Origin of the sequence: Amycolatopsis sp. CA-128772, assembly GCF_002904295.1 — a bacterium.
In the GTDB taxonomy this organism is placed as follows: Bacteria; Actinomycetota; Actinomycetes; order Mycobacteriales; family Pseudonocardiaceae; genus Amycolatopsis.
This window is the reverse complement of the sequence record NZ_PPHG01000005.1, coordinates 70107-82856: the sequence shown is the minus strand read 5'-3', so window position 1 is coordinate 82856 and position 12750 is coordinate 70107. Positions and strand designations below refer to the sequence as shown.

11 protein-coding genes are annotated in these 12750 nt (G+C 72.2%); 5 read left to right on the top strand and 6 right to left on the bottom strand.

The window, feature by feature from the left end; all coding sequences use genetic code 11:
- Positions 1 to 106: 106 nt before the first annotated feature.
- From C2L59_RS01965 to C2L59_RS01950, 4 genes are all read left to right on the top strand, one after another.
- A complete protein-coding gene (locus C2L59_RS01965) occupies positions 107 to 991 on the top strand; it encodes an ABC transporter ATP-binding protein (protein ID WP_103347779.1) in 885 nt (294 codons plus the stop codon).
- Between the two features lie 11 nt (positions 992 to 1002).
- Positions 1003 to 1722 carry an ABC transporter permease gene (locus C2L59_RS01960; protein ID WP_103347778.1) on the top strand — a complete coding sequence of 240 codons (720 nt, stop codon included), beginning with the start codon at positions 1003 to 1005 and terminating at the stop codon, positions 1720 to 1722.
- 26 nt (positions 1723 to 1748) lie between these two features.
- Positions 1749 to 3182, top strand: a complete 1434-nt coding sequence (locus C2L59_RS01955) for an alpha/beta hydrolase (RefSeq protein WP_103347777.1) — start codon at positions 1749 to 1751, stop codon at positions 3180 to 3182.
- A 111-nt stretch (positions 3183 to 3293) separates the two neighbouring features.
- Positions 3294 to 4721, top strand: a complete 1428-nt coding sequence (locus C2L59_RS01950; protein ID WP_103347776.1) for a BTAD domain-containing putative transcriptional regulator — start codon at positions 3294 to 3296, stop codon at positions 4719 to 4721.
- A gap of 15 nt (positions 4722 to 4736) precedes the next feature.
- On the opposite strand, the gene C2L59_RS01945 is transcribed toward C2L59_RS01950, so the two are convergent.
- Positions 4737 to 5216 (bottom strand): hotdog fold thioesterase, encoded by a 480-nt coding sequence (locus tag C2L59_RS01945; protein WP_103347775.1) that lies wholly within the window; start codon positions 5214 to 5216, stop codon positions 4737 to 4739.
- Positions 5213 to 6193 (bottom strand): hypothetical protein, encoded by a 981-nt coding sequence (locus C2L59_RS01940; RefSeq protein WP_103347774.1) that lies wholly within the window; start codon positions 6191 to 6193, stop codon positions 5213 to 5215. The genes C2L59_RS01945 and C2L59_RS01940 overlap by 4 nt, the downstream gene beginning before the upstream one ends.
- Positions 6194 to 6367: 174 nt before the next feature.
- Here C2L59_RS01940 and C2L59_RS01935 point away from each other — a divergent pair, with 174 nt between their 5' ends.
- Positions 6368 to 7447, top strand: a complete 1080-nt coding sequence (locus C2L59_RS01935) for an arylcarboxylate reductase (RefSeq protein ID WP_103347773.1) — start codon at positions 6368 to 6370, stop codon at positions 7445 to 7447.
- 1 nt (position 7448) lies between these two features.
- Here the strand turns inward: C2L59_RS01935 and C2L59_RS01930 are convergent, their stop codons facing one another.
- The 4 genes from C2L59_RS01930 to C2L59_RS01915 all read right to left on the bottom strand — a co-directional run bounded on the left by C2L59_RS01930 (position 7449) and on the right by C2L59_RS01915 (position 12602).
- On the bottom strand, positions 7449 to 9236 hold the full coding sequence (locus C2L59_RS01930; RefSeq protein WP_158263016.1) for a BTAD domain-containing putative transcriptional regulator: 1788 nt from the start codon (positions 9234 to 9236) through the stop codon (positions 7449 to 7451).
- Positions 9237 to 9394: 158 nt separating this feature from the next.
- Positions 9395 to 10855: an amidase gene (locus C2L59_RS01925; RefSeq protein WP_103347771.1), complete on the bottom strand. Its 1461-nt coding sequence runs from the start codon at positions 10853 to 10855 to the stop codon at positions 9395 to 9397.
- A gap of 170 nt (positions 10856 to 11025) precedes the next feature.
- On the bottom strand, positions 11026 to 12243 hold the full coding sequence (locus C2L59_RS01920) for an RNA polymerase sigma factor (protein WP_103347770.1): 1218 nt from the start codon (positions 12241 to 12243) through the stop codon (positions 11026 to 11028).
- Positions 12240 to 12602 (bottom strand): YciI family protein, encoded by a 363-nt coding sequence (locus C2L59_RS01915; protein ID WP_103347769.1) that lies wholly within the window; start codon positions 12600 to 12602, stop codon positions 12240 to 12242. The genes C2L59_RS01920 and C2L59_RS01915 overlap by 4 nt, the downstream gene beginning before the upstream one ends.
- Positions 12603 to 12750 lie beyond the last annotated feature (148 nt).

Here is a 12750-nt window from a genome sequence, read left to right as displayed (position 1 = left end):
GCCGAGCGTATCCGGCTGAGCGGGCCGCACCAGTGACACCACGTCATGTGTCCGGGTGACGTCGCCGCACTGCCGGGCCGCGCCGATCCACGCTGGAATTCGGGGCATGTCCACGACACCGGTCATCGACGTCGATCGCCTCACCCTCACCTACGGCGGCTTCCCCGCCGTGAAAGACCTTTCGTTCCAGGTGGATCGCGGGGAGCTGTACGCCCTGCTCGGTACGAACGGCGCCGGCAAGACCTCGGCCCTGGAGACGGTCGAAGGCCACCGCGCGCCGACCTCGGGTGCCGTGCGGGTGTTCGGGAAGGACCCCCGCGACCGCGCCGCCGTCCGCCCGCTGATGGGGATCATGCTGCAGGAGAGCGGGTTTTCCGCCGACCTGACCGTGCGCGAGACCGTCGGGCTGGTCGGGCGGCTCTCCGGGCGGCACGACGACGTCGGGCGCCTGCTCGACGTGGCCGGCCTCACCCGCAAGGCGAGCACCAAGGCCGGGCAGCTCTCGGGAGGGGAAAAGCGACGGCTCGACTTCGCCACCGCCGTCTACGGCACACCTGAGCTGGTCTTCCTCGACGAGCCCACCACCGGCCTCGACATCCAGTCGCGGGACGCGCTCTGGGACGCCGTCGACCGGCTGCGCGAGGACGGCTCCACGGTCGTGCTCACCACGCACTACCTCGAGGAGGCGCAGCAACGCGCCGACCGCATCGGGCTCATGCACCAGGGCACCCTGCACCGCGAGGGCACCGTCGCCGAGCTGACCAGGACGCTGCCCTCGACCATCCACTTCGGACTCCCGGCCCACGCGCCGTCACCGCCGCTGCTCGCCACGCGGGGTGTGGACGGCAAGTTCCTCGTCGAGACCTTCGGCCTGCAGAAGGACCTGCACACGCTGCTGGCCTGGGCGCAGGACCAGGCCGTGGAGCTGCTCGACCTGCAGGCCGGGCCGACGCGGCTCGACGACGTCTTCCGCGCCATCGAAAACTCCTGAGAGAAGGACCCATGTTGACGATCGCTCGCGGCGAGCTGATCCAGCTCTTCCGGAACCGGCTCGTGCTGGTCACCGCCCTGGTGCTGCCGGCCGCGCTCAGCGCGTTCTTCATCGCCCGGCACGACGTCTTCACCGAGGTGGGGAGCCTCGGCTACATCGCGACGCTGACGTTGTTCTTCGTGCTGGGCATCGGCCTCTACACCACGACGGTGACGACGCTGGCCGCCCGCCGCCAGAACCTGTTCCTCAAGCGGCTGCGCTCGACGGCGGCCGGGGACGCCGGGATCCTCGGCGGGCTGCTGCTGCCGGTCACCGCGATCGCGGTCGTCCAGATCGCCGTGCTGCTCGCGGTGCTGGCCGCGGTCACCGGGAAGCCGGCGAACCCGCTGCTGCTGGCCGCGGCCGTCGGGGCCACCGTGGTGATGATGCTCGCGCTGGGCCTGGCCACGGCCGGGCTGACGAACTCGCCGGAACACGCGCAGGTGACGACCCTGCCGATCAGCGTCGGCGTGATCGCGGTGGCCGGCTGGGTCGGCCTCACCGGCACCGGCGAGCTCACGCTGCTCAAGCGCCTGCTGCCCGGCGGTTCGGCGGCCGAGCTGGTGCTCGACGCGTGGAACGGCGGCCGCCCGGTCGCCGATTCGCTGGTCCTGTTCGCCCCGACCCTGGCCTGGGTCGTCGTCGCGGTCGTGCTGGCGACCCGCCTCTTCCGCTGGGAACCGCGCCGCTGAGCGCGGCGCGAACGAAAGGAATTCCGATGCGCAAGACCTTGCTGGTGGCCGCGATCGCCGTGCTCGGCGCGACGACCGCCGTCCCCGTGGCCTCCGCCGCACCGAACACCGTGGGCTGGGGACCGTGTCCCGCCGGGGCGTTCCCGACGCCGGACCTGCAATGCACGACGATGAAGGTCCCGCTGGACTACCGGGAGCCCGGCGGGCGGACGATCGACGTCGCCGTGTCGCGCCTGCCGAGCAAAAACCCGGAGAAGCGGCGGGGCGTGCTGCTGACCAACCCGGGCGGCCCCGGCGGCGGCGGCCTGGACTACCCGCAGCTGCTGAAGTACGTGAAGCTGCCCCAAGAAGTGCTCGACTCCTACGACATCATCGGGTTCGACCCGCGCGGGGTCGCGCACAGCACCCCGGTGACGTGCGACCTGACGCCGGAGCAGATCGCGGTCGGCAACCTGCCGTACGCGAAGGGCCCGGCCGACGTCGTGAAGCAAGCCGCGATCGCGAAGCGGGAAGCCGGGCAGTGCGCCGGGTCGAAGACCGGATCGATGCTGCCGTACGTCACCACGGCCAACACCGCGCGGGACATGGACCGCATCCGGACGGCGCTCGGCGAGCCGAAGGTGTCGTTCCTGGGCGCGTCCTACGGGACTTACCTGGGCGCGGTGTACACCACGCTGTTCCCCGAGCGCAGCGACCGGATCGTCCTGGACAGCAACCTCGGGCCGGGCGGCTACGACATCGACGCGATGCGCGGCTTCGGGCGGGGCATGGAGGACCGGTTCCCCGACTTCGCGGCCTTCGCGGCGAAGCACCCGGAGTACGAGCTCGGCACCACGCCTTCGCAGGTGACGGCCAAGTTCCACGAACTGGCCGCACGGCTGGACCGCACGCCCGTCGAAGGCGTCACCGGCTCGGTCTTCCGCGGCTTGACGTTCGAAGGGCTGTACTCGACGGACCTGACGAAGCTGGCCGAGGACTGGCAAGGGCTCGACCAGGGCCGGGCTCCGAAGCCGCCGCAGGCGCCGGTGACCGGGGTGGAAAACCTGCTGGCGTCCCGGTTCGCGGTGATCTGCGGCGACTCGGCGTGGCCGCGCTCGATCGCGAGCTACCAGCTGGACGTCGCGGTCGACCGGGTCCGCTACCCGCTGCTCGGCGCGGCGAGCGCGAACATCGCGGCGTGCGCCTACTGGGCCCCGCCGGCCGAGCCGCGGGTGCGGATCACCGGCCACGGCCCGGCGAACGTGCTGATGGTCCAGAACCGGCGTGACCCGGGCACGCCGTTGTCCGGGGCCCGCAAGCTGCGCGCGGCGTTCGGCGAGCGCGCCCGGATGATCACGATCGACCAGGGCGGGCACGGGGCCTACCTGTTCACGCCCAGCCAGTGCGGGAACTCGCTCGTGACCGAGTACCTGGTGAGCGGGAAGCGGCCGGACGACACCTTCTGCCCCGCGCAAAGCTGACCGCCGGCGGCGCCCCCGACAGCGAGACGAGTGACCCGCAAGTGACCGGCACGTCATCGGTGGCTGGCAGCGTCCTTCTCGTGGCGTGACGCTCGAACGGGGGGTCGTTCTGTGGAATTCCGGATACTCGGTCCGCTCGAAGTGGTGGCCGGCGGCACCTCTCTCGCCCTCGGCGGGCCGAAGGCGCAGGCCGTTCTCGGTACCTTGCTGCTCACGCCCAACGCGGTCGTGGCCACCTCCGCGCTGGTCGAATCCGTGTGGGACCAGGACCCGCCCGCCCGGGCCGTGCCCACCCTGCACGCCTACGTCAGCCGCCTGCGGGGGGCCATGGCCAAAGTTGACGACGGTGGCCCGCCGCGGATCGAGAACGTTCCCGGCGGGTACCGGGTGCGGGTCCGGCCCGGGGAGCTCGATGCCCAGACCTTCCGCGACCGGGTCAGGAACGCCGAGGACGCCGGCGACGTCGACCGGAGCAGGGAGCTGTTGCGGTCCGCCCTCGGGTTGTGGCGTGGGGCCGCGTTGATGAACGTTCCCGGCTCCGCCATCCGGGACCAGGCCGGCCCGCTGGACGAGGCACGGCTGCTCGCGCACGAGAAGCTGGCCGCGCTGGAGCTCGAACGGGGGCGGCACGCCATGCTCGTCCCGCAGCTGCGGGGGCTGAACTCGGCGCACCCGACCCGGGAGCACCTGGCCGAGCTGCTCATGCTCGCCCTGTACCGCTGCGGCAGCCAGGCGGACGCCCTCGACGTCTACCGCTGCACCCGGCAGGTGCTGGTCGATGACCTCGGCCTCGAACCCGGGCCCGGGCTGCGGCGGCTGCACCAGCGGATCCTCGGCAACGATCCGGCCCTGCGGCCGCACACCGGGCGGCACCGGCAACTGCCGCGGGACGTCCGCGACTTCACCGGCCGCGGCAGTGAGATCCGCCGGTTGAGCCACCTCGTCCTCGGCGAGGACGGTCCTTCCGGCACGCCGATCACCGTGGTCGACGGGGTCGGCGGGAGCGGGAAGACCGCGCTGGCCGTGCACGTGGGGCACCGGCTGGCCGAGGAGTTCGCCGACGGCCAGATGTTTCTCGACCTGCAGGCCCACTCCCCCGGCCTCGAACCCCTCACCCCGTTCGACGCGCTGGGGATCCTGCTCGGCTCGGCCGGGGTGGACAGGGCGGCGATGCCCGACACCCTTGCGGCGCGCGCGGCCCGGTGGCGGACCGAAACCGGGGATCGGCACCTGTTGCTCGTGCTGGACGACGTGGCCGACACGGCGCAGATCCGGCCGCTGCTGCCCGGTGGCCCCCGTTGTTCCGTGCTGATCACCAGCCGCGACCCGCTGGCCGATCTGGAAGGCGCGCAGCAGGTGACCGTCGGGCCGCTGCCGCCGCAGGACGCTTCCGCCTTGTTCAGCCGCATCCTCGGCGGTGATGGGCCGGGCCGGGACACCGCGGACATTCCCCGCGCCTGCGGCTATCTGCCCGTCGCGATCCGGGTGACCGCCGCGCGGCTGCGTCGCCGGCCCGCCCGGATCGACGTCGGGGCCTGATCGCGCGCCGCTGGGTCAGGCGCCGGCCACCCCCGCCTCCTGCTCCAGCCGCACCGCGGGCGCGGTCGTCGTCTTGGCGCGGTCCAGCAGGATGCACGTCACCCGCGCCGTGCAGATCCGGCGGTCCTGCTCGTCGGTGAGCACGACGTCGTAGCTGGCCAGCGTCTGTCCCAAGTGGACGGCGGTGGCCACGCCGACGACGTCGCCCGAGCGGACCGACCGGTGGTGCGTCGCGTTGATCTCGACGCCGATGCCGAGCCGGCCGGTGCTGGCGTGCAGCGCGGCCCCCACCGTGGCGAGCGTTTCGGCGAACACGCACGACGCGCCGCCGTGCAGCAGGCCGAACGAACGGGTGTTGCCCGCCACCGGCATCCGGCCGGCGACGCGCTCCGCGGTGACCTCGTCGTACCGGATGCCCATGCTTTCCTGGAGGGTGCCGGTGAAATCGGCACCCAGCCGGGCGAAGACGGCTTCGATCGCCGCTGTCTGAGTCATTTCCTTGTCCCTTCGAGTAAGTAGCCCCGCTGCAGGCCCAGGTCGGCCATCGTGCCGGCGAGCAGGTCGAAGTGCGCTTTCCCGGTGACCTGGACCATGGTGAACGGGAAGCCGAACTTCGACAGCGGTCCCGCGACCCCGGGCCCGACGGCCAGCGTGGTGCCCTGCGCGGCAAGGGCGGCGTACACCCCGGACGACGAGGTGAACTGCGTCGAATTCAGCAGGAAGTCCGTGTACACCTGGTCCGCCGTGGTGATCACCCGCGGGGACAGGCCCGAGAACAACGGCACGGCCGGGTCGGCGAACTTCATCCCGTCGAGGTAGGGCTTGCGCAGTTCGAGCATGAACTGCTGCCGCGGGTTGTGGGCGCCACCGAGGACTTCGACCACGGTGACCTTGCCCTCCGGCTGGGACCGGGCCAGGTCGTGCAGGGCGTCGAGGTACCCGGACAGCATGTACACCCCGGCCGAGCCGCCGGCGAACCTGCCCAGCTCCGCGGCCAGGAACACGTCCGGCCACGCCGAGTACCCGACGAGTTCGTCGTCGGTCGCCACGACCGTCGCGAACCCCTGCGCCGGTTCCCCGGCCACGGTTCGCGGCAACGTGCTGCTGAACCGGAGCAGGTCGAACAGCTCCTCGCGGCCGAGCGCGCCGGCGAGGCAGGCGCCGATCATGAAGCCGAGGCTCGAGCCCCCGATCGCCGCGGGCCGGACACCCCGCTCGGCGAGCACGTCGCAGATCCCGAGCGCGTTGGCGACCTGCCGGACCTCCGCCACGTGACGGAAGTCGGGCGGTGCGCCGGTGTGCCCGATCGACAGCGCCCCCGAGAAGTCCTCGACGAGCAGCCGCGCGACCGGCAGGTCCGTCCACGCGGCGACCCGGTCGATCCATTCGTGCATCACCGGGAAGGCGTCGTACAGTTCGGTTCCCGGCGCTTTCAGCGCGATTCCACCGGCGAAGAAGTACGCGACAGTCAATTCGGGCCCCCGTGCATCCGCAGTCGTCCAGCACCGCAAGGCTAAGGCAGCGGACGTTGCACTTCGCTTGCAGGACAACCGATCGCGATGCAAGCCGATCGCAAGGGCCGCCGCGTTAACCTCGGACCAACGCTCTGCTCCTCCGCCCGTCACGACGCTTGAAACGAGAGGCCGTTGACCACCATCGAAGATACCGGCGCACTGGTCGAGCGTGCGCTCGACCAGGATCTGGACGAGTGGACGAAACGAATCATCGGCCGCCAGTTCGACCCGGAGACGGGCAGCCCTTACTGGTTGCGGCGGGCGGCCACGCTTTCGTTCGACCCGCGGGACATCACCAAGTACACCGAACTCGCCGCGTTCGGCACGTTCGCGCTCGACGAGCTGCGGACGCTCGATCCCGGCGACCTCGTCCCGCTCGCCGTGCCGCGCCCGCTGGCCGGCCGGATCTGGGAATCCGGCGGCACGACCGGCGAACCGTGCCGCGTGTTCTACACCGAGCAGATGCTCCGGCTGCGCGGCGCGTGGCGCCGGTGGTCGATGCGCCGGGAAGGGTTCGAGGAGGGGCGGACGTGGTTGCAGGCAACCCCGAGCGGCCCGCACCTGATCGGGCACAGCGGGTGGGACCTCGTGCAGCTGTACGGCGCACGGGTGTACAGCGTCGACTTCGACCCCCGGTGGGTCAAACGCGCGTTGCGCACCGGGCGGCTCGCGGTGGCCAACGAGTACATCGACCACGTCATCGAGCAGGTCGAGTCCATCGTGGACAGCCAGCACGTCGACTACCTGGTCACCACCCCGGCGCTGCTGCAGGCGCTGATCCGGACCCGGCCCGCGCTCGTGGCCGCGGTCGCCGGCGTGCGGATGACCGGGACGCACGTGACACCCGAGGTGTGGCGCACGTTCCGGCAGGCGCTCGGCGCGGACAAGCCGCTGGTCGTCATGTACGGCAACACGTTCGGCAACACGATGGCGTTGCCCGTGCTGCAGGACGGCGAGCTGATGCCGCACCTCCCGAACTACCCCCAGGTGACGATGGCGGTCGTCGACCAGGACGACTGGACCCGGACCGTCGACCACACCGAGTCCGGCCGCGTCCGGATGACCGTGCTGCACGAGGACCTGTTCCTGCCCAACGTGCTGGAGCGCGACCTGGCCGTCCGGTACGACACCGGCCGCGACTGGCCGTGCGACGGCGTCGCGAACGTGCGTCCGCTGTACGACACCCCGGCGATGCCGGAGGGTATCTACTGACTCACGCCGCCGGCTCGGTCACCCGGTCGCCGCCGGGTGGGTGGAACTGCCGGGGCCGCAACCGCCCGGTTTCGCGCAGTTCCGCCAGTTTCCCGGCCCCGTACTCGCGGAACGTCGCCAGCAGCGAGTACCGGGTCCGCTCGTGGCCCGTCACCGCGATCACGATCGACTTGGCGACCAGGGCGGCGAGCAGGTCGATGACGTCGTCGCGGCGGATCGGACCGCCGGAGCACACCGATTCGGCGGTGGCGAGGTCGAACCCGCTGCCGAACAGCGAGATCCGCGCCCAGAGCAGGCGTTCGGCCGGCGTGCACAGGGCGTGGCTGCGGTCGAGCACCCCGCGCAACGTCACCGGCCGGCCCGGTCCGCCCAGCAGCCGGAACCGGTCGCCGAGCCGGTCGACGATGTCCCTGACGGACAGGGAATTCAGCCGGGCCGCGGCGAGTTCGACGGCGAGCGGGATCCGGTCGAGCCGGTGGCAGAGCAGGCGCACCAGGTCCCGGTTCCCGGGCGTGAGCCGGAAACCCGGCTGGGCCGCGACCGCCCGGTCGGTGAACAGCCGGATCGCCTCGTCCTCGGTGAGCAGCGGCACCGGCAGCAGGTTCTCGCCCGCGGCGCCGAGTGGCTGACGGCTGGTCGCGAGCACCCGCAGCCCCGGCGCCGACCGCAGCAGCGTGGTGAGCACCTCGGCGGCCGGCCCGGCCACGTGCTCGCAGTTGTCCACCACGAGCAGGAGTTCCCTGTCGCGCAGGTGGTCGACCAGCCGCTCGCCCGCGATGCCCAGCGCGCCGGCGATCGCCCGGCCGACCTCGCCGTCGGTCGACGACCCGAGGTCGGCCAGCCAGACGCCGTCCGGGAAGGCGCGGGCCGTCGCGATCTTCAGCGCGAGCCGGGACTTGCCCGCGCCGCCGGCCCCGGTGAGCGTCACCAGCCGGTGGTCGGCGAGCATCCGGTTCGCCAGGTCGAGCTGCGCTTCACGACCGACGAACGACGTCAGCTCGGCGGGCACGTTGCCGGCCGGTGCCCGGGGCGGCGCCGCGGTCGTCCCGGCCGGCTCGGCGGCCAGCACCCGGGCGTGCGCCTCCCGCAACTCGGCGCAGGGGTCCAGACCGAGTTCGCCGGCGAGCTTCGCGCTGATCACGCGGTAGCACTCCAGCGCCTCGCTCTGCCGCCCGGACCGGTGCAGCGCCAGCATCCGCTGGGCCCAGAACCGCTCCCGCAACGGGTGCGCGGCCGTCAGCTCGTGCAGTTCGGGCAGCACGTCCTGGTGCCCGCCGGTCCGCAACGCGAGGTCGATCCGCAGTTCGACCGCGGCGAGCCGTTGCTCGGTCAGCGCCGGAACGATTTTTGCGTGTAGCACCTCCGAAGGCACGTCGGAGAGCGCTTCCCCGCGCCACAATTCCAGCGCCGCCCGCAGCGCCCCGATCGCCGGTGTGACATCACCGGCCGCAACGCACGCTTTCGCCCGGGCACAAAGGGCGGTGAACCGCACCAGGTCGACCGCGTCTTCGGGCACCTCGATGACGTAACCGTCGGGTCGCGTGCGGATCGGCGCGGCGTCGCCCAGCACCCGCCGCAGCCGCAACACGTAGTTCTGCAGGGTGTTGCGGGCCCCGGGCGGCGGGTGCTCGCCCCACATCCTGAGCAGGAGCGTCCGCGGCGGCACGACGCGGTTGGCGTCCACCAGCAGCGACGCGAGCAGGACCCGGTGCTTCGCGGCGGTGATCACCACCGGAGCACCGCCCACCCGCACTTCCAGTGCGCCGAGCAGCTTGAACCGATACTCCACAACACCCCCGCAATGTGGTCGCCAGAGTGCCGACGCTACCGAGCCGCGCGTGGCCGCGACCATCATCGACATGGGTAGCCTTCGCGATTCCCGACCAAATTCGCAAATCGCCCCACACCGTCCGGAAATTGCCGAAATCGGACGCGGAGTGCGGCGGTTCAGGAACGCGGGAAACGGCCCCGGCCGGCCGGTTCCGGTACCTCGAAGCCGCCGATTCGGTGCTCGAGCAGTTCGGCCAGCCGCAGCGGGGTGCGATCCTCGGACATCGGGCCGATCAGCTGCACGCCCGCCGGCAGGCCCTCCGCGGACCGGCCCGTGGGTATCGCGGTCGACGGCAGGCCGGGCATGGTGGCCAGGCCGGCCCAGACCAGCTGGTCGAAATACGGGTAGCCGGCGCCGTCGATGTCGATGTGGCGCTCCATCGGATTGGGGTGGTGGTCGTGCGGGAAGGCCGGCGTCGGCGTTATCGGGCACACCACCGCGTCGAACTCGGCGAACAGCTGCCGCCAGGCTTGGCGGTGGAGCTCGCGGCGGTTGTTCGCCTCGAGCCAGTCGCGGTGGCTGAACGACATCGCGCGCAGCCGTACGGCATTGAGGCTTTCGTCGGCCGGGTCCGGCTGCTCCAGCGAATCGATGGGGAACCGGGCGACCGTGCCCGAAATCAGCAGTTGCATGTACAGCGTCGCGGTTTCGGTCAGGTCGGGCAGCAGGGGACTGTGCCGTTCGACGCGGGCGCCGCCGTCGACCAGCGCGTCGGCCACCCGGGTCACGGCCGCCCGCACGGCGGTGCCCGTCGGGATGAGCGGGTGCTCGTCGAGGACCAGGACGCGGAAATCGGCGAGCCGCTCGTGGCGGGCGGGCGGCAGGGCCAGCCGGTGGGCCACGCCGTGGGTCAGCGGGTCCGGGCCGGCCATGACGTCGAGCAGGAGGGCCAGGTCGCGGGCGGTGCGTGCCATCGGGCCGACGACCGCGAGGTCGAGGTCGACCGGCAACGCCGGCTCGCCCGGCGGGACCATGCCGCGGCTGGCCGCCAGCCCGAGCGTCGGCTTGTGCGCGTAGACGCCGCAGAAGTGCGCGGGGGTGCGCAGCGAGCCGGCGAGGTCGGTGCCGAGGGACAGCGCGCCGAACCCGGACGCCAGGGCCGCCGCCGACCCGCCGGACGACCCGCCCGAAGTCCGGCCGTGGTCCCACGGGTTGCTGGTCGTTCCGTAGAGGGCGTTGAAGCTCTGGATGTCCTGCAGGCCCAGCGGCACGTTGGTCTTGCCGAGCACCACCGCGCCCGCGGCCTTGAGCCGCGACACCTGCACCGCGTCCTCGGCCGGTACGTGGTTCCGGTGCGATGGCATGCCCCAGGTCGTGGGCAGCCCGGCGATGTCGTAGGACTCCTTGACCGTCACCGGGATCCCGAGCAGCGGCCGGTCCTCACCGCGGGCCCGGGCCCGGTCGGCACGGTGGGCGGCGGCCCGCGCCCGGTCGAAGTCCGGCACGCAGATCGCGTTGATCACCTTGTCGTCACGCTCGATCCGGGCGATCGCCTCGTCGGTCAGTTCCACCGAAGTCACCGCACCGGCCCGCAATGCGGCCATCTGTTCTTCCGCCGTCCGAAAGCTCCATTCCATGACGGCGAAGCTAGAGACCGGCCGGAGGAGCCACAAAATTCCGGTTCGCACAACGGGACAGCCGGAAACTCGCCCACCCGAGACGTTCCACCGCAGGTCAGCGTGTCCAAAATAGACCAGCTCCCCCAGCGTAGGCACGGAATACCGTGCCGGGCAACGGGATGGACGTCTCAGTTCTCCAGCGCGGCCGCCTTGCCCAGCAGCACCGAACGCTCCCGCTCGTTGCCGCACAACCGGGCTGCCAGCGCCAGCTCCGCGCGTGCCTCCTCGACCCGGCCCAGCCTGGTCAGCAGCTCCCCGCGGACCGTCGGCACCAGGTGCGACCCCGGCAGTCGATCCGACGCGACCAGCTCGTCGACGATCGGCAACGCCTCCCCCGGTCCCGACGCCATCGCCACCGCGACCGCGCGGTTGAGCTCGACCACCGGTGACGGCGCCACCCGGCCCAGCGCCTCGTACAGCACCACGATCCGGTCCCAGTCCGTCTCCGCCACCGAGGGCGCCGACGCGTGGACCGCCGCGATCGCCGCCTGGAGGCCGTACGGGCCGAATCCGCGCGGCGCCGCCTTCGCCAGCGCCGCCAAGCCGCGGTGGATCGCCGAGACGTCCCACCGGCTCCGGTCCTGGTCTTCGAGCAGGACCGGCGATCCGTCCGGGGCCGTGCGGGCCGGGAACCGCGCGGCCGTCAGCTCGCACAACGCCAGGAGGCCGTGGACCTCCGGCTCGTCCGGCTGCAGCGCCGCCAGCGTCCGGGCCAGGCGGATCGCCTCGTACGCCACGTCCGGACGGACCAGGCGGTCGCCTTCGGCCGCCGTGGCCCCTTCGGTGAAGATCACGTAGAGCACGCTCAGCACGCCGCCCAGGCGCTCGCGGCGCTCGGCCGGCGGGGGCAGCTCGAACGGGACCCCGGCCGCCGCGATCGTCTTCTTGCCCCGTGTGATGCGGGCCTGGACCGTGGGCACCGGGACCAGGAACGCCCGGGCGATCGCCGCGCTCGACAGGCCCGCCACCACGCGCAGGGTCAGCGCCACCCGGGACTCCGGTGAGAGCACCGGGTGGCAGCTCACGAACATCAGCGCCAGGACGTCGTCGTCGATCCGGTCGGGGTCGGGTTCGTCGCCGGCCGGCGCCGGGGCGGCCGCCAGGGCCGCGTACCGGTCGCGCAGGGCCGCCCGGCGGCGGATCGCGTCGATCGCGCGCCGCCGGGCCGTGGCCATCAGCCAGCCCGCGGGGTCGGCCGGGGCCGTGCGGGGCCACGACACCAGTGCCTCGGCCACCGCCTCCTGGGCCGCGTCTTCGGCCAGGCCGAAATCGCCGGTGAACCGGGTCAGCGCGGCGACGATCCGCGCCGAGGAGATCCGCCAGACCGCCTCGACCTGGGCCGTCACTGCGGGACCTCGTCGCTTCCGGGCACCCGCCGGACCTCGACCTTCGCCCCGGGCGCCGCCGGGACGCGCTTGGCCCACTCGACCGCCTCCTCCTTCGAGGCGACGTCGATCAGGAAGAACCCGCCGAACAGCTCCTTGGTCTCCCCGTACGGCCCGTCCGTAACCACCGGCGTCTCGCCACCGAAGTCGACGACGACACCCTGCTGCGGATCGTCGAGCCCTTCGGCCGCGACGTAGACGCCGGCCTTCAGCAGGTCCTCGATGAACTGGCGGCTCGTGGCCATCATCTCGTCGATGTTCGCCATCATGGCCGCGTTCGACTCGTCGGTGCCCCGCATGACCAGCAGGTACTTCGCCATCGTCTGCTCCTTCTCCCGCGGGCCGCTTCCCGGCCTTCGCGCCCCCTGGTCGAACGGGCGGCGCGCGGATCGACACGGCCCCGGAAGAACTTCGCGCGCCCGCGGCGGCCGAGCCTAATGCCCACCTCGGCGTGAGAACTGCTTGAAC

Bases quoted from the DNA above. Each gene is read 5' to 3' on its own strand.
- C2L59_RS01965 (WP_103347779.1), top strand. From the start codon at position 107: ATGTCCACGACACCGGTCATCGACGTCGATCGCCTCACCCTCACCTAC.
- C2L59_RS01960 (WP_103347778.1), top strand. From the start codon at position 1,003: ATGTTGACGATCGCTCGCGGCGAGCTGATCCAGCTCTTCCGGAACCGG.
- C2L59_RS01955 (WP_103347777.1), top strand. From the start codon at position 1,749: ATGCGCAAGACCTTGCTGGTGGCCGCGATCGCCGTGCTCGGCGCGACG.
- C2L59_RS01945 (WP_103347775.1), bottom strand. From the start codon at position 5,216: ATGACTCAGACAGCGGCGATCGAAGCCGTCTTCGCCCGGCTGGGTGCC.
- C2L59_RS01925 (WP_103347771.1), bottom strand. From the start codon at position 10,855: ATGGAATGGAGCTTTCGGACGGCGGAAGAACAGATGGCCGCATTGCGG.
- C2L59_RS01915 (WP_103347769.1), bottom strand. From the start codon at position 12,602: ATGGCGAAGTACCTGCTGGTCATGCGGGGCACCGACGAGTCGAACGCG.